This window comes from Pseudomonas izuensis (assembly GCF_002356535.2).
GTDB classification, from domain to species: Bacteria; Pseudomonadota; Gammaproteobacteria; order Pseudomonadales; family Pseudomonadaceae; genus Aquipseudomonas; species Aquipseudomonas izuensis.
This window is the reverse complement of sequence record NZ_AP017423.2, coordinates 338,663-359,473: the sequence shown is the minus strand read 5'-3', so window position 1 is coordinate 359,473 and position 20,811 is coordinate 338,663. Positions and strand designations below refer to the sequence as shown.

Below are 20,811 nucleotides of genomic sequence, written 5' to 3'. Positions count from 1 at the left end.
GGCTGGCGCCTTGGCACGCTGGTTTTGTATGGAAATCAGTTCAGATTCGGTAAGGTTTTTTGCAGCAAGGCCCGGTCTTTCAAAACGCCCGCGGCCGCGGCGATGTCCGGTGCCAGCCAGCGATCCTGATCGTAGGCCGGTACACGTTCACGCAGCAGACGCCAGGCGGCATCCGTGCCGGCGCCGAAGCGCTGCTCTTTCAAGAATTCAAACGCCTGGGCCGCCAACAGGTACTCGATAGCGAGGATCTGCGTGCAGTTTTCCAGCGCGCGATGCAGCTTCAACGCGGCGTTGGTGCCCATGCTCAGGTGGTCTTCCTGCAGACCCGAGGTGACGTAGTTATCGAGCACCGCCGGTTGCGCCAACTGGCGGTTTTCCGCACACAACGAAGCGGCGACGTACTGCACGATCATCATCCCGGAGTTCACCCCGGGGTTGGCCACCAGGAACGCCGGCAGACCGCTGACGTGCGGGTTGATCAATCGGTCCAGGCGTCGTTCGGCGATGGAGCCGATTTCCGCCATGGCGATGGCCAGCAGGTCCGCCGCCAGTGCTACCGACTGACCGTGCGGATTGGCCTGGGACATGACGCGGAAGTTGTCCGGCGTGCCCAGCAGCAGCGGGTTGTCGGTGCAGCCGTTGAGTTCGGTTTCAATCTGCTTGATCGCATGATCGAGCTGATCGCGAGCCGCGCCGTGCACCTGGGGAATCGAACGGATACTCAGCGCATCCTGAGTACGAATGCCTTTGCTCTGCGCGATCACTTCACTGCCATCGAGCAGCGCCCGCAGGTTGATCCCGACCTGTTGCATGCCCGGATGCGGCTTGAGCGCGATGATCTCGGCGTCGAACGCGGCGATCTGGCCACGCTGGGCCTCGAAGCTCATGGCGCTGATCACGTCGGCCCATTGCAGCAGGCGCGTGGCATCGGCAATCGCCAGGCAGCTGAGGCCGGACATGCACGGCGTACCGTTGACCAGGCACAGACCGTCCTTGGCGCCGAGTTGAACCGGTTGCAGGCCTTCTTCGGCCAATGCCTGTTGTGCCGAGACGATCTGCCCGCGATAGCTGACATTGCCGACACCCAGCAGCGCGATACCGATGTGGGCCATGTGGGTCAGGTAACCGACCGACCCCTGGGACGGCACTTGCGGGGTGATGCCACGGTTAAGCAGCGCCAGCAAGGCGTCGACCACTTGGCGATGAATGCCGGATTTGCCATGGCTGTAATTGCGGATAGCCGCACACATGATGGCGCGGGTCTGTTCATCGGCCAACACCGGGCCGACGCCGCAGGCGTGACTGAGCAGGGTATTGCGCGACAGTTGGCTGAGTTGTTCGTCTTTGAGTGAGACGTTGGACAAACCGCCCAGGCCGGTGTTGACGCCATAGGCGCGTTCGCCGCTGATGACGATGCGCTGGACAATCGCCTGGGCATTTTCGATGCGTGCCCAGGTCTGCGCCGACAGCTCCAGCTGTGCGCCATGGCGGGCGACCGCAACCACATCCTGCCAACGCAACGGGGCATCGGCGATAACGATTTTTTCAGCCTGGGACATCTTCAACCTCAACGTACATCCTGAATATTGATGCGGCTTCACCGCCGCCTTCGCTGGCAAGCCAGCTCCCACAGTGGTCTTTGGGTGTGCACACAATTTGTGTAACAACGCTAATCCCTGTGGGAGCGGGCTTGCCCGCGATAGGGCCGGCACAAACGCCGCAAATCGCTTAAACCACCGCCGCCCGCCGCTGCACGAACCGGTCGACATACTCATCCGCCGGCGAGTGCAGGATCTCTTTCGGCGTGCCGACCTGGATCAGGCGGCCATCCTTGAGGATCGCGATGCGGTTGCCGATGCGCACGGCCTCGTCGAGGTCGTGGGTGATGAAGACGATGGTCTTGTGCAGGGTCTTTTGCAGCTCCAGCAACTGGTCCTGCATCTCGGCGCGGATCAGCGGGTCGAGGGCACTGAACGCTTCGTCCATCAGGATGATGTCGGTGTCCGCCGCCAAGGCACGGGCCAGGCCCACACGTTGACGCATGCCGCCGGAGAGCTGGTGCGGGTATTTATTTTCGTAGCCCTTGAGGCCCACGGTGTTGATCCAGTGCAGCGCACGCTCGGTGCACATCTGCTTGCTCTCGCCGCGCACTTTCAAGCCGTAGGCGACGTTATCCACCACGGTCTTGTGGGGCAGCAGGCCGAAGCTCTGGAACACCATGCTGATCTTGCGCCGACGAAATTCGCGCAGGGCTTCCATGTCGTATTGCAGGATGTCCACGCCGTCCACCAGGATCGCGCCGCTGGTCGGATCGATCAGGCGATTGAAGTGACGCACCAGAGTCGACTTGCCGGAACCCGACAGACCCATGATCACGAAGATCTCACCGCTCCCAATGCTCAACGACAGGTCGTTGACGCCGACCACGCAGCCGGTTTCGGCCAGCACCTGGTCCTTGGTCTTTTTCTGGCGAATCATTTCCAGCGCGTCTTTGGAACGGCTACCGAAAATCTTGAAGACGTTTTTGACTTCGATTTTGCTGATGGCTTGGTTGCTCATTTGCTCACCTCATGCCGTGCGCGACCGTACGCTTGTGTAATGCGGTCGATCACCACTGCCAGAATCACGATCGCCAGACCGGCTTCCAGGCCGCGTCCGACGTTGAGGGTCTGAATCCCCACCAACACGTCTTCACCCAGGCCACGGGCACCGATCATCGAGGCAATCACTACCATCGACAGGGCCATCATGGTGGTCTGGTTGATCCCGGCCATGATGCTCGGCAGGGCCAGCGGCAGTTGCACGCCGAACAGTTGCTGCCAGCGGTTGGCACCGAAGGCGTTGATCGCTTCCATCACTTCACCGTCAACCTGGCGAATACCCAGGTCGGTCAGGCGGATCAGCGGTGGCGCGGCGTAGATCACGGTGGCGAAAATCGCCGGGACCTTGCCCAGGCCGAACAGCATCAGCACCGGGATCAGGTACACGAAGCTCGGCATGGTCTGCATGATGTCCAGCAGCGGCATCAGCACCGAACGCAAGCGATTGCTGCGCGCCGAGAGAATGCCCAGCGGAATGCCGATCAGCACCGAGATGACTGTCGCCACCATCATCAGCGCCAGGGTCTGCATCAGCTTGTCCCAGAGGCCGACCGCACCCACCAGGAACAGCAAACCGACGATGACCGCCGTGGTCACCACTTTACGTGTCGCGTGCCAGGCCACGCCGGCCACGATGGCCAGCATCAGCCACCAGGGCGCCGCGCGCAGCAGCCCTTCAAGATTGACGATGGCCCACAACAGGGTGTCGGAGATGTGCCGGAACACGTCGCCGTAGTTGGTGACCAGCGAATCGACCCAACTGTTGACCCAGTCGGCGATGGAAAAGGTAAAGCTTTCGGGAAACATAAGAGACTCTCAATCAAGGGGTTGCGATCAAGCATCCGACTGCCGCCACCGGCAGCCGGAGAGGCCCAACCTACAAGGCCGCGTCGATTTTCTTGGCTGCGTCGTCGCTCACCCATGCGTGCCAGACTTCAGGATGTTCCTTCAGGAAGATCTTGGCCAGTTTTGGCGACTCGATCCGCTCTTTGGTCATCCGGCCCAGGTTCTGGTTCAGCAGGTCGATCGGCAGGTTGACCTTTTCCAGCACGGCCACCAGCTCCGGGGCCTCTTCGTGGAAAGTCTTGGACAGGCCGACCTTGATGGTCACGGTCTTATCCACGCCTGGTTTCTCTTCGAGTTTCACCACGTCGACCTGACCCATCAGCGGTGTTGGCGACCAGTAGTAGAACAGGATCGGCTCGCCACGCTTGTAGCTCGAGAGGACGGCGGCATCCAGTGCCGGACCGGTGCCCGGACGGAAGTTGGTGTAGGTGCTTTCCAGGCCGTAGCTCTTCAGCATTTCGCTATTATCGAGCTCACAGGTCCAACCCGCCGGGCAGTTGTAGAAACGGCCCTTGGAAGGCTCTTCGGCGTCCTTGAAAATCGCCGAGTACTTGCCCAGGTCAGCAATGTTTTTCAGGTCAGGCGCCTTGGGTTCCAGCTTACGCTTGGCGTCGCCTTCGATCACGTAGCGCGGCACGTACCAGCCTTCGACGGCACCGACCACCGGAGCGCCGACACCAACGACCTTGCCGGCCTTCTCAGCCTTGTTCCAGACCTCGCTGCGGCCGACCCACTCTTCGGCAAACACCTGGATGTCGTTGCTGCTCAGGGCGTTCTCCATGGTGATGGAGTTGCCTGGCAGGCTGTCGGTCTTGCAGTCGTAGCCTTTCTCCAACACGACTTGCAGCACGTCGGTCAGCAGCATGGCGCTTTCCCAGTTCAGGCCGGCGAACTTCACCGGTTTACCCGACTCGCACCAACCCGCCGCCTGAGTGGCGCCGGCGCTGGCCAGCAGGCCCATGGAAAGCAATGTGGTCAGCAGGGTCTTGTTCGATTTCATTATTGTGACGCTCCTAATCATGAATTGGCTTACGGCAGTCAAGAGGCATCCTGCCCTGTCCACGTCCAATCAGGCCTGCGCCGCAGCGCGACCGACACTTAGCTTTTGTTCGGTGACCACGTCCTGCTCGACCGGCAGGATCAGTTGATCGGGCACTGTGCCGTGCCATTTTTTCGCACACACGTAATAAAGCGCTGCGGGAATCACCAGGCCGATGATCCAGGAAATATCCACATCACCCAGAGCGGCCACCAGCGGACCGGTATAGAACTTGGTGGAAATGAACGGCAGCTGCACCAGCACACCGAACACATAGACGCTGATACCGAGGATGTTCCAGCGGCCGTAGCGACCGTTCGGATCGGCCAGCGCCGGCACGTCATAACGCTCGCGAGTGATGCAGTAGTAGTCCACCAGGTTGATCGCGCTCCATGGCGTAAAGAACGCCAGCAGGAACAGGATGAAGGACTTGAACGCACCGAGGAACGAGTGCTGGCCAAGCAAAGCCATCAGGGTCGCAGCACCGACGATGACCAGCACGAAGACCAGACGCTGCAAGCGCGTGACCTTCAGTTCACCACGGAAACCGCTGATGATGGTCGCAATGCACATGAAGCTGCCGTAGGAGTTCAGTGTGGAGATGGTGACCTTGCCGAACGCGATGCTGAAGTACAGCAGCGCCGCGGTGGCACCCGTACCGCCCAGACCCACGATGTAGGCCACTTCGTGACCGGCGAATTGCCCGTTGGCCGAAGCGGCGGCAAACACGCCGAGGATCATCGCCACCTGGGCGCCAATGACCGAACCCGCGCCAGCGGCGAAAAAGGTTTTCACCGAGGACGTCTTGCTCGGCAGGTAACGCGAATAGTCAGCCACATAAGGGCCGAAGGCGATCTGCCAGGATGCCGCGAGCGACACCGCGAGCAGGAAGCTGCTCCAGCTGAAGTGACGGATTTGCAGGAGTGCGCCAACGTCAACTTGGCTCATCAGACGGCTGAACAGATAAACAAAGGCAATCACGCCAATGACACTGGCAACACGACCGATCCAATGGATCACCCGATAACCAAGCACCGTGACCAGCACGATGACACTGGCGAAAAGGAGGATGCCGACGGTGTCGCTGACGCCAAACAACTGGCCCAGCGCCTGGCCGGACAGCACGGTACCCGTTGCGGTGAAGCCCAGGTACATCAGGCAGACCAGCACGATCGGGATGGCCGCACCATAGACGCCGAACTGGACCCGGCTGGAGATCATCTGCGGCAGGCCGAGTTTGGGTCCTTGCGCGGCATGCAACGCCATGACGCCGCCGCCGAGCAGTTGACCGATCAACAGGCCGATCAACGACCAGAACACGTCACCGCCCAGCACCACGGCCAAAGCCCCGGTGACAATCGCGGTGATTTGCAGGTTGGCACCCATCCACAGGGTGAACTGGCTAAACAGACGACCGTGTCTTTCCGCTTCCGGGATGTAGTCGATCGAGCGTTTCTCGATCAACGGTTTGTTGCCTGCACGCTCGCTGTCAGCAGCCATGGTTCAACCTCTGTGGATTGTTTTAATTGTTCTATCGGGTCACTCGGTCCCTGTGGGAGCGGGCTTGCCAGCTCCCACAGGTTTTTTTATTTGCCGGTAATCATCGGCAGGTTCAGCCCTTGTTCCTTGGCGCAGTCGATCGCGATCTGGTAACCCGCATCGGCGTGACGCATAACGCCGGTCGCCGGGTCGTTGTGCAGCACGCGAGCGATACGCTCGGCCGCTTCGTCAGTACCGTCGCAGACAATCACCATGCCCGAGTGCTGGGAGAAGCCCATGCCGACGCCGCCGCCGTGGTGCAGGGAGACCCAGGTCGCGCCGCTCGCGGTATTGAGCAGGGCGTTGAGCAGTGGCCAGTCGGACACGGCATCGGAACCGTCCTGCATCGATTCGGTTTCGCGGTTCGGGCTCGATACCGAACCGGAGTCCAGGTGGTCGCGACCGATCACGATAGGTGCAGACAGCTCGCCGCTACGGACCATTTCGTTGAACGCCAGGCCCAGCTTGGCGCGCAGACCCAGGCCAACCCAGCAGATACGTGCCGGCAGACCCTGGAAGCTGATGCGCTCGCGCGCCATGTCCAGCCAGTTGTGCAGGTGAGCGTCGTCCGGGATCAGTTCCTTGACCTTGGCGTCGGTCTTGTAGATGTCTTCTGCGTTACCCGACAGTGCAGCCCAACGGAACGGGCCGATGCCACGGCAGAACAGTGGACGGATGTAAGCCGGTACGAAGCCTGGGAAGTCGAATGCGTTTTCCACGCCTTCTTCTTGCGCCATCTGACGGATGTTGTTGCCGTAGTCGAAGGTCGGCACGCCCATTTTCTGGAAGTCCAACATCGCTTTAACGTGCACGGCCATCGATTGCTTGGCGGCCTTGATTACAGCGGCAGGTTCGGTCTTGGCGCGAGCGCGGTACTGGTCCCAGGTCCAGCCAGCAGGCAGGTAGCCGTTGAGCGGGTCGTGGGCGCTGGTCTGGTCGGTAACCATGTCCGGGCGTACGCCGCGCTTGACCAGTTCCGGCAGGATTTCAGCCGCGTTGCCCAGCAGCGCGATGGAGATCGCTTTGCCTTCTTTGGTGTACTTGGCGATGCGAGCCAGAGCGTCGTCGAGGTCTTTGGCCTGCTCATCGACATAGCGGCTTTTCAGGCGGAAATCGATGCTGACCTGCTGGCATTCGATGTTCAGCGAGCAAGCGCCGGCCAGGGTTGCAGCCAGAGGCTGGGCGCCACCCATGCCGCCCAGGCCAGCGGTCAGTACCCACTTGCCTTTCAGGTCATCGTTGTAGTGTTGGCGACCGGCTTCGACGAAGGTTTCGTAGGTGCCCTGGACGATGCCCTGGCTGCCGATGTAGATCCAGCTGCCCGCGGTCATCTGGCCGTACATGGCCAGGCCTTTGGCGTCGAGTTCGTTGAAGTGTTCCCAGCTTGCCCAGTGTGGTACCAGGTTGGAGTTGGCGATCAGCACGCGCGGGGCGTTGGCGTGGGTCTTGAACACGCCGACCGGCTTGCCGGATTGCACCAGCAGGGTCTCGTCGTCGTTCAGGTTGGTCAGGCTTTCAACGATCTTGTCGTAGCATTCCCAGTTACGTGCCGCACGACCGATACCACCGTAAACCACCAGCTCCTTTGGGTTCTCGGCGACTTCAGGGTCGAGGTTGTTCATCAGCATGCGCAGCGGCGCTTCGGTCAGCCAGCTCTTGGCGGTCAGCTTGTTACCGCGGGCAGCACGGATTTCAACGTCACGAAACTTAGTAGGTTTATTGTCAGTCACGAAAAGAACTCCTCAGCAATCAATCCAAACCAACCCAGGCAGTGGGCGAGCAAGCCAATGGGCATCAGTGCACACCGGCGAATCAGTGGACGATGGTTGAGTCCTCGTGACTCATACGCATACGTCTTTACTTGTACATACAAGCATATGCAATCAAGCGGCCAACTTGTTGGATGGGCATTCAAGAAAAATCGTTGAAGGGCTGCAGAGCGCCTGAATCAAGGGTTCCAGCGTAGATGAATTATTTCGAGGGGATTTTTTGGAGGATGGGCGGGTTGTTACTTGAGCGTAGTTTTGCGCCACACTGGGGCGTTCGGTAACAAAGTGGTGCGCGGAGGGAAACGGATTTGCAGTGACAAAAAGCATCGCGGGCAAGCCCGCTCCCACAGGATCTTCATAGGACCTGTGGGAGCGGGCTTGCCCGCGATAATGTCGTTTGAGTTTTGGATCAGTGTGCAGTCAGTTCGATCACGCAGCAGGCGGCATTGCTGGTGACTTCCAGCAGGCCAGTGTTACCGACAAGTTGCAGGCAATCATGGCGACCCAGTTGTGAAGCACTGTTACCGACCTTCACCTCAAGCGCATCGCTGACACTGAACACCAGCACAGTCCCGGCCTCGCTGAAAAACCGCTGCTCACCGCTCAACCATTGCAGCCGTGCGCTGTAACGCTGTGGCGCGTAGATCAGGTTGAAATCGCGGATCGGCCCACCCAGCAAGGTGCAGGACACCTGGCTTTCACCGCTGAAGGCAAACGGATCGATGGGTAACAATGGCCGCGTAACCTGTCCATCCACGGACAAGGTCATGCCATCGCCCTGCAGCACGGTGATGATCCGCTCGTAACCGGCGAAGGTGGAAAAGCCACCCGACTCACCGATGTCGGCAATCGACAGACGCCAGCCGAAACCATCCAGGCCGGTACCGGAGTCACGGGTGATTTCTTCAGTGCTGCCGCCGCCGTTCTTCCACGGCATGCGCGGGTAATCAACTGCGCGTAAAACCTTTGTATCAATCATTTATGAAACCGACCTTCCAGACGATGACGGGAACCGGGATGGATCAAACGGGCGGCGGTCACGGGCTGGCGACCGGACCAGGTACGCCGGCGAATCAGCAGGCACGGCTCGCCCTTTTCAATCTGCAGCAACTTGCATTCGGAGGGCTCGGCCAGGATGGCCTCAACCACGTGCTCGCCTTCGGTCAACGGCGCGACCTGGTTCAGATAGGCGTAAGGGGTTTGCAGGGTGAAATCCTGCTTGAGGTATTCCGGCGCCACCAGGGCGTTGACGAAACGGTCTTCGATTTGCACCGGAATATCGTTTTCGAAATGCACGATCAGCGAGTGGAACACCTTCTGTCCTTCACGCATGTCCAGGGCCAGGGCGCGCTCGGAGCCCGCGGCCTCTTCTTCGAGGGTGATGACCTTGCACGTGTGGCGATGACCACGGGAGGCGATTTCGTCGGCGATGTTGTGCACTTCAAACAGCGCTGACTGGCTTTTCGGCTCGGCGACGAAGGTGCCGACGCCCTGCATGCGCACCAACAGACCATCGGCGGTCATCTCGCGCAGGGCGCGGTTGATGGTCATGCGGCTGAAACCCAACTGGCTGACCAGCTCGCTTTCCGACGGAACGCGGTAGTGCGGCGGCCAGTTTCCACTGTCGATTTGCTGGGTGATCATTTGTTTGACGCGGGCGTACAAGGGCGCCGGACTGTCGCCCATGTTCGCGGCCAACGGAGAGACTGGAGGCGGAGTCGGCACGGTTAATCCTTGGTCGTTTAGGTGATGTTGCTAGCTTGCCGGAGTTTACCGGGCAGGCAAACGTCTGTATATGTATATACAAATAACACACGATGGGGTGCTGAACCATGTCCGCCTTCTTTGCCGAACGCGCGCTGCTGCCTAGTGGATGGGCCAACAATGTACGTCTTGAGGTCAGCGCCGATGGCGTATTGACCCATATCCAGGCCGATTCCCATGCAGATGGCGCCGAGCGGTTGAGCGGCCCGCTACTGCCGGGCATGCCGAATCTGCACTCCCACGCCTTCCAGCGGGCCATGGCCGGGCTGGCAGAAGTGGCGGGCAATCCGAACGACAGTTTCTGGACCTGGCGCGACTTGATGTATCGCCTCGTCGGAAAAATCAGCCCGGAACAACTGGGCGTCATCGCCCGTCAGCTGTACATCGAAATGCTCAAGGCCGGTTACACCTCGGTGGCGGAATTTCATTACGTACACCACGACAGTAATGGCCAACCCTACGCCGACCCGGCCGAACTGGCCTTGCGCATCAGCCAGGCCGCCAGCGCCGCTGGTATCGGCCTGACCCTGCTGCCAGTGCTCTACAGCCACTCCGGTTTCGGCGGCCAGACCCCGAACGACGGTCAACGTCGCTTTATCAACAGCACCGAGAACTACCTGAAGCTGCAATCGCGCCTGCAACCCCTGCTCGCTCAGCAGAAGGCCCAGTCGCTGGGCCTGTGCTTCCACTCGCTGCGCGCGGTAACACCGCAGCAGATCAGCGAAGTGCTGGCGGCCAGCGACAAGCAATGCCCCGTGCACATTCACATCGCCGAACAACAGAAGGAAGTCGACGACTGCCTGACCTGGAGCGGCCGCCGCCCGCTGCAATGGCTGTATGAAAACACCGAGGTCGACCAGCGCTGGTGCCTGGTCCACGCCACCCACGCCAACCCGGAAGAAGTCACGCTGATGGCCAAGAGTCGCGCCATCGCCGGCCTGTGCCTGACCACCGAGGCCAACCTCGGCGACGGGATTTTCCCGGCGGTGGACTTCCTGGCCCAGGGTGGACGCATGGGCATCGGTTCCGACAGCCATGTGTCATTGAGCGTGGTGGAGGAACTGCGTTGGCTGGAGTACGGCCAACGTCTGCGCGATCAACGGCGCAATCGCTTGTATGGTGCGGATCAGCCAATGGTCGGCCGTACCTTGTTCGACGCGGCGCTGGATGGCGGAGCCCAGGCGCTGGGTCAGCCGATTGGTGCGCTGGAGGTTGGCAAGCGTGCGGACTGGCTGGTGCTGGATGGCAATGATCCGTATCTGGCGACGGCGAGCGGTGACGGGATCCTGAACCGGTGGTTGTTTGCCGGTGGTGATCGTCAGGTGCGCGATGTTCTGGTCAATGGCCAGTGGGTCGTGCGTGACGGACGGCATGCTGGCGAGGAAGAAAGCAACCGGGCTTTCACCCAGGTCCTGCGCGAACTTTTAGGCTGACACAAAAACAACTGTAGGAGCGAGCCTGCTCGCGATGGAGTATCAGTGACATAAATGTGTCTGACACACCATCGCGAGCAGGCTCGCTCCTACAGGGATTTTTGCAATCAATTCGAGGTCTTGGCCATCTGCGTATCCGACGCCCGCCAGATCAGCCGCGTGGTGTCATAGCCCTGCTGACGCGCCTTGCTCAGCAATTCTTCACGCACGACACCGTTGACGGTCGGGGTGCGTGACAGCAACCACAGGTACCGACGGCTCGGGTCGCCGACGATAGCAGTCTTGTAGTCATCGCTGACGTACAACACCCAGTATTCGCCTTTCGCCGTACCCGGAATCAGCCGGGAGAACCAGGTGTCGAACTCCACCCACAACTTATCGGACTTACCCGGCACCTGTGGATAAGCCGTGCCCTTGACCTCTTCCCACTCCCACTGCGGCGTCAGGCAACGGTTCAATACCGCCACGTTGCCATCGGGCTTGAGTGTGTAATGAGCTTCGGATTGCGCGCAATCGCGCTGGAAGTACATTGGCATACGGGCCAACTCGTACCAGGTACCCTGGTAGCGCTTGAGGTTGACGCTGTTGACGGTTTTGGGCGCCAACGGATCCTGGCCAGAAGTGGCACAGCCAGCCAATACCAGGCTGGCAAAAAGCATCATCAATAACCGCTTCATTGTTTTTCTCCCGTGGGCGCGTGGCCCCGGTTTACTTCAGGCCTTGGCCGGAAAACATCAGCACTTTGTCACCGGCATACTGCACGCTGATAAAGCTGTTCTTGTCGCCCCAGGTGCAACTGGACATGCCGAGCGCACCCGAACAGTCGGCCGGTTTGCCCAGCAAGGTTTCAACCTCGGTCTTGGTCATGCCGGAAGAGAGTTTCGAGTAGTTTTCCTGATTGATCTTGCTGCACGCAGCCAACAACACGCAGAACGAAAGCAAGGCGATGGATCGCAGCGACATGGTGTAACTCCAGGGGCGAAGGGGATTGGCATGGCTGCCAAGCAGAACCTTAGAAGAGCAAACCCGTTTCTGGTTCCCTGGATGGCAGGGTATTTATAGGGCCGCTCGTCTGCCTTCCCGCTAATAATCAACCACTTTGTAAGGCTATTGGACATTTCGTCGGGTTTCGTCAAAAACGCCTAATCTTTGGCGCCATTCAGTCGAAATAAAAGGCAGCGCAATGCTCTATTCCGTGGCATTGCCCCCCTTTTGTCGACACGCCTTTTCGCGGTAGCTCACTTAATGACCAGAAACATGAAGTTCAGCCACAAAATCCTGTTGGCTGCCGCCCTCGTGGTGGTTGTCGCATTCGCTTGTTTCATCCTGTTCAACGACTATCGCCAGCGCGAGACGTTGCGTAGCAGCACCGAAGCCTCGATGCAGGAACTGGGCAGCCTGACCACCAGCAACATTCAGACCTGGCTGGAAAGCCGCATCCAGTTGCTGCAATCACTGTCCCAGCAGATCGCTGTGGATGGCAGCGCCCCGGCCAGCCTGAAACGCGCCATCGACCTGCCCGCCTATACCGGCAACTTCCAGCTGAGCTACTTCGGCGGCACCGATGGCGTGATGTTTTCGGTCCCGGCGGGCAACCGCGCGGCGGACTATGACCCGCGCGCCCGTGGCTGGTACAAGGCGGCCAACAGCGCGCAGCAGACCATCGTCACGGAACCGTACATCGCTGCTTCCTCCGGCAAACTGGTGATCACTGTCGCCACGCCAGTGAAGCAACAGGGCCAGATGATCGGCGTTTCCGGCGCCGACATTGACCTGTCCAGCGTCAGCGCGATCATCAACTCGCTGAATTTCGGTGGTCACGGCCATGCCTTCATTGTAGGCGCCGATGGCAAGATCCTGATCCACCCCGACAGCAAACTGGTGCTCAAGAACCTGACCGACGCCTACCCCAACGGTGCACCCAAAGTCAGCCCGGGCATGAAGGAAGTCGAGATCGACGGCAAACGCCAGTTCATTTCCTTCACCCACGTCAATGGCGTGCCGTCGGCGGATTGGTATGTGGCACTGGTGCTGGACCAGGACACCGCCTTCTCGATGCTCAGCGAATTCCGCACCTCGGCGATCATTGCCATGGTCATTGCGGTGGTGATCATCATCGCCCTGCTGGGCATGCTGATCAGTTTCCTGATGCAGCCATTGCTGACCATGGGTCGTGCCATGCACGACATTGCCGAAGGCGAAGGCGACCTGACCAAACGCCTGACCATTCACGGTCACGACGAATTCGGTGCACTGGGGCTGTCATTCAACCGTTTCGTAGAACGCATTCACACCTCGATTCGCGAGGTGTCCTCGGCCACCGGTCAGGTCAACGAAGTGGCGCTGCGTGTAGTGGCGGCGTCCAACTCGTCGATGTTCAACTCCGACCAGCAAGCCTCACGCACCAGTAGCGTCGCCGCGGCCATCAACCAGCTCGGTGCCGCCGCCCAGGAAATCGCCCAGAACGCCGCCCTCGCCTCCCAGCATTCGAGCGATGCCCGCGCCCTGGCCGAAGAGGGTCAACAGGTGGTGGATAACACCATCTCGGCGATGCACCAGCTATCGGCGAAGATCAGCGACTCGTGCGGCAATATCGAAACGCTCAACAGCAACACCGTCAACATCGGGCAGATTCTGGAAGTGATCACCAGCATCTCCCAGCAGACCAACCTGCTGGCCCTCAACGCCGCCATCGAAGCCGCGCGTGCAGGTGAAGCCGGGCGCGGGTTTGCGGTGGTTGCCGATGAAGTGCGCAACCTCGCTCACCGCACCCAGGATTCGGCGCAGCAAGTGCAGAAGATGATTGAGGAGCTGCAAATCGGCGCCCGCGAAGCCGTGGGCACCATGACCGAGAGCCAGCGTCACAGTGAAAGCAGCGTCGGTATCGCCAACCAGGCCGGTGAACGCCTGGGCAGCGTGACCCAGCGCATCAGCGAAATCGACGGCATGAACCAATCCGTGGCGACGGCGACGGAAGAACAGACGGCCGTGGTGGAATCGATCAACGTCGACATTACCGAGATCAACACCCTGAACCAGGAAGGCGTGGAGAACCTGCAATCAACCTTGCGCGCGTGTGCCGACCTTGAGCAGCAGGCGGCGCGGTTGAAGCATCTGGTGGGTAGTTTCCGAATCTAGAGCGCGGTCGCCGGCCTCTTCGCTGGCAAGCCAGCTCCCACAGGGTTTTTAGTCATACATAGAATCCGTGTACGACAACAATCACTGTGGGAGCGGGCTTGCCCGCGAAGGCGACATCAGCAAGAACAAAAAACTAGAAGCGAGACCCTGGCTTCGAAAGAAACTCCAGCTCCTGCGCCGTACTCTCCCGCCCCAACACCGCATTGCGATGCGGAAACCGCCCAAACTGCGCGATCACCTTCTGATGCTTCTCGGCATAGTCCAGATAATCGGCAAACAGCGCCCTGTCACTTTCCGGCTGCTGCTCCAGCAGTTCGATGTAGCGAGAGATGCATTCGTTTTGCACTTCGAGGTTTTCGCAGTGCTCGAACACCAGCAGGATGAACACCCGCTCGATCGGCTGCAGTTGCCGATCGAAATCCGCGGCAATGCCTTGAGCAACCAGTGCCTGGGCCCTGGTGTCACCGGAAAAGGCTTTGGGGGTATCGCGAAAGAGCATGCGCGGCAGTTGATCGAGTAACAGCACCAGGGCCAGCCAACCTTCGGGACATTGCGCCCACTCGGTCAAACCGCCGGCCAGTGCTTGCTCGACCTGGCCCCCGAAGCGCTCACGCGCTTCGAGGTCCTGGCTGTCACGCTTGCCGAACCATAACCTGCCCTTCTGCGCCGCCACTTCTTTTGCTGATTCGGCATTTCCGAACCACCATTCGAGCAACGGCTGCCAGGGCGGGTTCATGGTTTACTCCTTGTGGTAAGCCGTGACGCGTGCAACTTCTTCTTTCGAGCCGAGGAACACCGCTACGCGCTGGTGCAGACCTTCAGGCTGGATGTCGAGGATGCGCTGGTGGCCGTCGGTGGACGCGCCGCCCGCTTGTTCGACGAGGAACGACATCGGGTTGGCTTCGTACATCAGGCGCAGCTTGCCCGGCTTGGACGGCTCGCGGCTGTCGCGTGGGTACATGAACAGGCCACCACGGGTCAGGATGCGGTGCACGTCCGCGACCATCGCCGCAACCCAGCGCATGTTGTAGTTCTTTTTCAGCGGGCCTGCGTCGCCTGCCAGCAGTTCGCTGACGTAACGCTGTACCGGTGCCTCCCAGTGACGCTGGTTGGAGGCGTTGATCGCGAATTCCTGGGTGGATTCAGGAATGGTGATGTCTTCGTGGGTCAGTACGAAGCTGCCCATTTCACGGTCCAGGGTGAAGCCTTTGACACCGTCGCCCAGGGTCAGCACCAGCATGGTCTGAGGGCCATAGATGGCATAACCGGCGGCAACCTGCTGGGTGCCTGGCTGCAGGAAGGCTTTTTCATTCAGCGCTTCGTTCTGGCTCAGGTGTTCGTTCGGGCAGCGCAGCACCGAGAAGATAGTGCCGACCGGGGCGTTGATATCGATGTTCGACGAACCGTCCAGCGGGTCGAATACCAGCAGGTAGGCGCCTTTCGGGTATTTGCCCGGGATCTGGTAGGCATTGTCCATTTCTTCGGACGCCATGCCGGCCAGGTGACCGCCCCATTCGTTGGCTTCAAGCAGGATTTCGTTAGAGAGTACGTCGAGCTTCTTCTGCACTTCGCCCTGAACGTTTTCAGTACCCATGCTGCCCAGAACACCGCCCAGGGCGCCTTTGGAAACGGCGTGGCTGATCTCCTTGCAAGCACGCGCCACCACTTCGATCAGGAAGCGCAGATCGGCAGGAGTGTTGTTGCTGCGGGTCTGCTCAATCAAATAGCGACTCAAGGTAACGCGGGACATGGAAGGCTCCGGAGAAATGGGGGGGCTAAAAACCCGCGCAGTTTAGCGCGAGTCGGTGCGCATTTCCTCCTATCAGACGTGATCGGTCGAAGAGAGTTCATGCGCGGGGATGAGCGTAGTTCGAAATGGGTTTTTTTACCGACTGATAGTCCGCTTTCGCGAGCAGGCTCGCTCCCACAGGATTATGCATTCCAATGTGGGAGCGAGCCTGCTCGCGATTGGGCGCGAAGCGCCCTGTTTTCAGGGTTTGACCGGTGGCTTGCGCAGCAAATTGAACGCCATCGCCGCCAGGAACAGCACACCGAGCAGCAACACCGCCCACAGGCCAAACTTCTTCCAGTCAGTGCCAACCTGCGCCGGTACCGGCGCAACAACCGGGGTCACCATCGCCCCGCCACCGACCGAAGCCTTGCCCAACGTCGCCAGTTTCGCCGGGCTGTAATCCGGGATCAGCGTCGACAATGGCAGGCTTGCCGCCTTGACCGTCGCATTGCCCAGCACCAGCGTATATGGCCCTGGCCCCCGCGCCAGAAACACCAGTTGCGTGGCGCGCACGGCAAATTTCAGCGTGGGTGCCTGCGCCCCCAGGCCACCGCCACGTTCGTCCACGGTTAACTTAAGCTGCTGCACGGTTTGTCCCGAGAGCTGTAACTCGTTCTGCACCACGTCCTGGCCGTTCTGGGTCAGGCGATACAGCAATCCACTGCTCAACGGTTGCCACGGCAGGCTGCTTTCCCGGCGCCCGGACAAGTCTACGGGTGCCAGGCTGTTGGGCTGGTCCAACGTGACTTGAACGCGCTCGACATTCAGCCCCATCGGCAATTGCCAGATGTACTCACCAGCCTTCACGGTGCTACCCGCCAACGCTTGCGACCAGACTAACGGCAGCGGCAGGCTGCGGGGGCTGGCGCTTTGCAGTTGCGCCGATGTCAGGATCGGCGCCGCCTGCGGTGTGTTCCACAGCAGTCGCAGATAACGCGCCGTCTGCCCCGGCAGGCCGACTTCATGTTGCTCGACCCGTTCGTCAGCCAAGGTCAACCGCGCCACTTGCCCTTCGCCCCAGGGCTGCCAATGCTGCAAATCGTCGCTGGCCTCGATGCTGAACCGCTGGAACCCGTCACGTTCACTGGTCCAGTCGAGAACCAGCTGCTGCAATGGCGCCTTGATACCGCTGGCGTCGAGCAGCCAGCCACGCAACTCTTCTTCGCCCACTTCCAGCTGAGTGGATGGCTGAACTTCAACCAACGTGCCATTGGCGCTCGATTGCACCCGTATGCTCGGAGCGCGCTCGGTGTCGTCCACCGAGTTGTACAGCGGAAACCATTTGACGTCGGTCAGCGTGCGATTTTCGTCGATCCGGGCGCTCTCCCGGGCCAGCGCGTAGGCCTGCACATCGCCGACAGCGTTGAACACGCGAACATCGCTGAGGTCGGTCTGCCGCGCATTCAGTTGCACCGCCAGGGGCAACTCAAGGCGATACCAGGGGCCTTCGCCGCTCACCGACAACGGTACCTGCGTGGTGAAATCCGCCGGTTTTTCCTGAGCGCCGACTGCCAGCGCCATGCCCATCGCAACAGCGCCCAACCAGCCCAGGTTCAGCTTCTGATTCAAGACGACACTCCTTCGGTTTTCGGGGCCGGTGTCTCAGGGTCCGGCACAACCTCGATGCGTTTGGGCGGCAACGGGGCAAAATAACCCACCACCAGCAACAACACGCCAACGCCAATAAACGACACGATCCGCGCCAGCCCACCACGGTTGCTTAATTCGACAAAGAACAGTTTGGCCACGACCACGCCGATCAGCGCGGCACCTATCAACCAGACCTCGCGACGGCCACGCAGATGACCACCGATCATCAGACTCAGGGCCATCAAGGTCCAGACGATAGACAGGCCAGCCTGCACCCGCATGGATTCAAGTAGCGGATCGAGCTCAAACGGCACACCACTCCACTGGTGCGCCGTGCGCATGACCAATGCCGTGAAGAACGCGAACAGCGAAACACCCGTGATCGCTGGTATGGCTTTAGCTGCAAATTCCCTGCCCACCCCAAGCTGGGTCACGGCACTGCGAGACCAGACATAGACACCGAACAACGCAAACATCAGCCCCAATTCCAGGGGGTTGACCAGCGGCACGTAAGGCAACGGTTCGGCGGCGCCGTTACTGAAGGCATTCGCCAACCAGAACCAGACGAGCATCAACAACGCCAGAGGCGCAGCGGCGTACACGCGGTATTCGCGGGCACAAGACGACACCGGCCACGGCCAGGCGCGGGGTGCGGCCATCAGCACCAGATACAGGCTTGGCAGAATGGCCCAGCCCAACCAACGCCAGGCGTTGTATTGCTCGGACAACTGCAACAAGCCGTAACGCAACTCCAGGGCCAGCACCCCGATCAACAGCCAGCAGCCAAGTACATGAGCAACACTCAATGCCAGCGTCGGCAACATCGACGCCAGGCGCCGCAGGGAGACGAAATGCACCCCGAACAGCGCCGGCCAGACCAGCCAGCCAAATTGGGCGGCCGGGTGATAACGCGAATGCCAGGCCCCCAGCAACACCAGTGCGCCAGCGGGTATCAGCACCGTGCACAGCAACCCCAGCGACGACCATTTCAAACGCAGCGCCAATACTGTCCACAGCGCAACACTCACGGCCGCGACAACCAGCAGCAGCGTCGCTTGCAGCGGCAACGGCGCAAAGCGCAGCACTTCACTGGCCCACGCCAGCGCCCACCAGACCGCACCCCACACCAGCGACATCCAGGACAAATGCTGCACACTCAAACGGCCAAACCCCGAGGCAGGATTGCCGATTTGCAAACGCCAGGCGCCCACCAACGCAGTCAGCCCCAGCATCAGCGGTGCCCAGAACGCGCCATGGGCCAATGGTCGCAGCGCTTCACTGGACAGCGGCCACGATGCGAGGAACAACGCGCCACCCAACAATTGCACGGCAAGGGCGCAGAACAACACGGCCCGCGACTCGAGACGCAGGCTGACTAACAACGTCACCATCCCGGCCAAGGCCCAACTGATCACCGTGCCGTGGCTAAAGAAAAACAGGGGTGCCAGCAAATAGAGGAACGCCAGGCCCAGACAGGCCAAAACCGGGATGCCTCGGCGCTCCCACGGTTTGGTTTGCTCAGGCAACGCTTTGTGCAATTGGTAGAAACTGAACAACAGTGCGACACCCAGCATCAGCGCGCCCAACGAAGTCCCGTTCAGCAGGCTGCCCTCGCCGCTGCGCAGCTCGCTGAGAAACGCCAGCGCCGAACCCAGTTGCAGCAACAGCGCAAAGGCCCGGGCCAATGGCCGTTGCTGCCGCAGGCCGAGCCAGAAAATCCCTGCGCCTTCCACTGCCCATGCGGCGGTCGTCCAGCGCGCATCCAGTCCCAGCGGGATCGCCAGGCTGGTGAAAATCACCCCCAAGGCCAGGCAGGTTTCCCCCAGCAGCATTGCGCGGCCACCCATCAGCAAACGGGCCAGCCCCATGTAGATCATGCCCAGCGCCAAGGCACTGAACGCAGCAGCGAACTCCAGATGCTGCACCAGGGCGAACTGCAACCCGAAACCCGCCAACGGCGGACCGAACAGCAGCGTGCCGTCGACGTAATCACCTTGGCGCGCCGACCAGCGCAACAGCGCTTCGCGGCTGTCACCCTCGGGCGCATTGCTCGTCTCCAGCAGCTTGCGCCGGGAGAACAGCAGGCCGATGGCCAGGTACATCAGGAAGAACAGGATCAGGAACGGTTCGGTGCTCCACAGCAGCTCCGGTGCATAGGAACGCAAGCCCCAGGCGAAGCCGATGCCGAAGGTGCCGACAAAGCCGATGACATTCAGCAAGCGCCACGCCTTGAACCAGGCAATGGCCAGGATGCCGGCGTTGAGCAGGGCGAAGTAACTGAACAGTGCGACGTGACTGCCGCTGCCAGTGGAGGCGAGTATCGGTGCGGCGAATCCACCCAATGCGGCAGCGGCCGCCAACCCGATGGCATCCTGGGTCACGGCGAGAATCGCCGAGAACACTGTGATCGCCACCAGAATGCCAAACGCTGCCGAAGGGTCGAGCAACGGATGCAGGCGCATCGCTGCAAACACCGTCAGGTACAACACGGCGACCCCGGCGCCTTGCAGTATCAAGGCGTAGTTGTTGTTTCGTGCCCGCAACCACCAACCCAGCCCGAGTAGCCCCAGCGCCGCCGCCGCGACACCGGCGTATCGCAACTCAATCGGCACCACCATGCCTTCGGTGGCGTAGCGCAGCAGGAAGGCCAGGCCAAGAAACAACAACACCACGCCGACCCGCAATACAGTGTTACCGCCAAACAGCCACGCGCGGGCAGCGCTGATGGCACGCTCGAAGACATTCGGACCAAGTGGGATGGCGGGTTCGCGAGCAACCGGCTGCGGTTTCCAGGGATCGATGGGGAGCGGACGGCGGGTTTCGGCGGCGGAGTCGAGTTCGGGCGGGAGTTCCCAGATCAACTCTGCGGGTTCGACAGAGGGTTGCGCGACAACAGCGTCCGGAACTACCACGGTTTCGCTGACAACAGGTTCACTGGCTTCAGGAACGGTGACGCCCGACGTTTCCAGAAGCGCCAACCGTTGCTCGACCCCCTGCAGCGCCACCTGCGCCTGCTCCAGCAGACGGTGTTGCTCACCGGCCTGCGATGCCAACCGGCCGATGCGAATGGCCTGGCCAATCGCCAGACCGAGCAGCGCACCCAGCAGCGCATCGCTGAACGACTCATCGAGTATCCAGCCCAGCACCAGGCCAATCAGCATGAACATCCATTGCATGGTCGATATCCCTAAGCGCCCCATGGCGGGGCGAGTCCTTATAGCGTCTGACTTGAGTCTAGTGACCAGACGCCCGGAATCCAGTGTGAAAACAGATAGTTCCTGCTTCACAAATCCAATGTGGG

General features: G+C 60.6%; 16 protein-coding genes and 1 pseudogene. 3 read left to right on the top strand and 14 right to left on the bottom strand.

Annotated elements, in window-relative coordinates; all coding sequences use genetic code 11:
- Positions 1-35: 35 nt before the first annotated feature.
- From hutH to hutC, 8 genes are all read right to left on the bottom strand, one after another.
- A complete protein-coding gene (hutH, locus tag LAB08_RS01640) occupies positions 36-1,559 on the bottom strand; it encodes a histidine ammonia-lyase (protein WP_096513832.1) in 1,524 nt (507 codons plus the stop codon).
- A gap of 169 nt (positions 1,560-1,728) precedes the next feature.
- The gene (locus tag LAB08_RS01635; RefSeq protein ID WP_096513833.1) at positions 1,729-2,559 is read right to left on the bottom strand and encodes a quaternary amine ABC transporter ATP-binding protein; all 831 of its coding nucleotides are present in this window, start codon (positions 2,557-2,559) and stop codon (positions 1,729-1,731) included.
- Positions 2,556-3,407, bottom strand: a complete 852-nt coding sequence (locus LAB08_RS01630) for an ABC transporter permease (protein WP_096513834.1) — start codon at positions 3,405-3,407, stop codon at positions 2,556-2,558. Before LAB08_RS01630 ends, LAB08_RS01635 begins: the two co-directional genes overlap by 4 nt.
- A gap of 70 nt (positions 3,408-3,477) precedes the next feature.
- Positions 3,478-4,446 (bottom strand): ABC transporter substrate-binding protein, encoded by a 969-nt coding sequence (locus tag LAB08_RS01625; RefSeq protein ID WP_096513835.1) that lies wholly within the window; start codon positions 4,444-4,446, stop codon positions 3,478-3,480.
- A gap of 69 nt (positions 4,447-4,515) precedes the next feature.
- Entirely contained in the window at positions 4,516-5,985 is a 1,470-nt protein-coding gene (locus LAB08_RS01620; protein ID WP_096513836.1) for a purine-cytosine permease family protein, read from the bottom strand.
- An 86-nt stretch (positions 5,986-6,071) separates the two neighbouring features.
- Positions 6,072-7,754 carry a urocanate hydratase gene (gene hutU / locus LAB08_RS01615; RefSeq protein WP_096513837.1) on the bottom strand — a complete coding sequence of 561 codons (1,683 nt, stop codon included), beginning with the start codon at positions 7,752-7,754 and terminating at the stop codon, positions 6,072-6,074.
- A gap of 448 nt (positions 7,755-8,202) precedes the next feature.
- The gene (locus LAB08_RS01610) at positions 8,203-8,772 is read right to left on the bottom strand and encodes a HutD/Ves family protein (RefSeq protein WP_096513838.1); all 570 of its coding nucleotides are present in this window, start codon (positions 8,770-8,772) and stop codon (positions 8,203-8,205) included.
- A complete protein-coding gene (gene hutC / locus LAB08_RS01605; protein ID WP_170948611.1) occupies positions 8,769-9,479 on the bottom strand; it encodes a histidine utilization transcriptional repressor HutC in 711 nt (236 codons plus the stop codon). The genes LAB08_RS01610 and hutC overlap by 4 nt, the downstream gene beginning before the upstream one ends.
- A 146-nt stretch (positions 9,480-9,625) precedes the next feature.
- Here hutC and LAB08_RS01600 point away from each other — a divergent pair, with 146 nt between their 5' ends.
- Positions 9,626-10,990, top strand: coding sequence for a formimidoylglutamate deiminase (locus tag LAB08_RS01600; protein WP_096513839.1), 1,365 nt, complete (start codon positions 9,626-9,628; stop codon positions 10,988-10,990).
- A gap of 107 nt (positions 10,991-11,097) precedes the next feature.
- Here LAB08_RS01600 and LAB08_RS01595 read toward each other — a convergent pair whose 3' ends face one another.
- Positions 11,098-11,667 carry a lipocalin family protein gene (locus LAB08_RS01595; RefSeq protein WP_096513840.1) on the bottom strand — a complete coding sequence of 190 codons (570 nt, stop codon included), beginning with the start codon at positions 11,665-11,667 and terminating at the stop codon, positions 11,098-11,100.
- A 31-nt stretch (positions 11,668-11,698) separates the two neighbouring features.
- Complete coding sequence (locus LAB08_RS01590) at positions 11,699-11,953, bottom strand: outer membrane protein assembly factor BamE (RefSeq protein ID WP_096513841.1); 255 nt, start codon at positions 11,951-11,953, stop codon at positions 11,699-11,701.
- Between the two features lie 282 nt (positions 11,954-12,235).
- Between LAB08_RS01590 and LAB08_RS30670 the strand changes: the two are divergent.
- Both LAB08_RS30670 and LAB08_RS30665 read left to right on the top strand, forming a co-directional pair.
- A pseudogene (locus tag LAB08_RS30670) lies at positions 12,236-13,270 on the top strand (HAMP domain-containing protein); the annotation flags it as partial.
- A 93-nt stretch (positions 13,271-13,363) separates the two neighbouring features.
- Positions 13,364-14,128 carry a methyl-accepting chemotaxis protein gene (locus LAB08_RS30665; RefSeq protein WP_372237735.1) on the top strand — a complete coding sequence of 255 codons (765 nt, stop codon included), beginning with the start codon at positions 13,364-13,366 and terminating at the stop codon, positions 14,126-14,128.
- Between the two features lie 133 nt (positions 14,129-14,261).
- Here LAB08_RS30665 and LAB08_RS01580 read toward each other — a convergent pair whose 3' ends face one another.
- The 4 genes from LAB08_RS01580 to LAB08_RS01565 form a co-directional block, all read right to left on the bottom strand.
- Positions 14,262-14,864 carry a DUF924 family protein gene (locus LAB08_RS01580; RefSeq protein WP_096513843.1) on the bottom strand — a complete coding sequence of 201 codons (603 nt, stop codon included), beginning with the start codon at positions 14,862-14,864 and terminating at the stop codon, positions 14,262-14,264.
- A 3-nt stretch (positions 14,865-14,867) separates the two neighbouring features.
- Positions 14,868-15,878 (bottom strand): class 1 fructose-bisphosphatase, encoded by a 1,011-nt coding sequence (locus LAB08_RS01575; RefSeq protein ID WP_096513844.1) that lies wholly within the window; start codon positions 15,876-15,878, stop codon positions 14,868-14,870.
- A 240-nt stretch (positions 15,879-16,118) separates the two neighbouring features.
- On the bottom strand, positions 16,119-17,489 hold the full coding sequence (locus LAB08_RS01570) for a DUF3999 domain-containing protein (RefSeq protein WP_096513845.1): 1,371 nt from the start codon (positions 17,487-17,489) through the stop codon (positions 16,119-16,121).
- On the bottom strand, positions 17,486-20,686 hold the full coding sequence (locus tag LAB08_RS01565) for a DUF2339 domain-containing protein (RefSeq protein WP_096513846.1): 3,201 nt from the start codon (positions 20,684-20,686) through the stop codon (positions 17,486-17,488). The genes LAB08_RS01570 and LAB08_RS01565 overlap by 4 nt, the downstream gene beginning before the upstream one ends.
- Between the last annotated feature and the right edge of the window lie 125 nt (positions 20,687-20,811).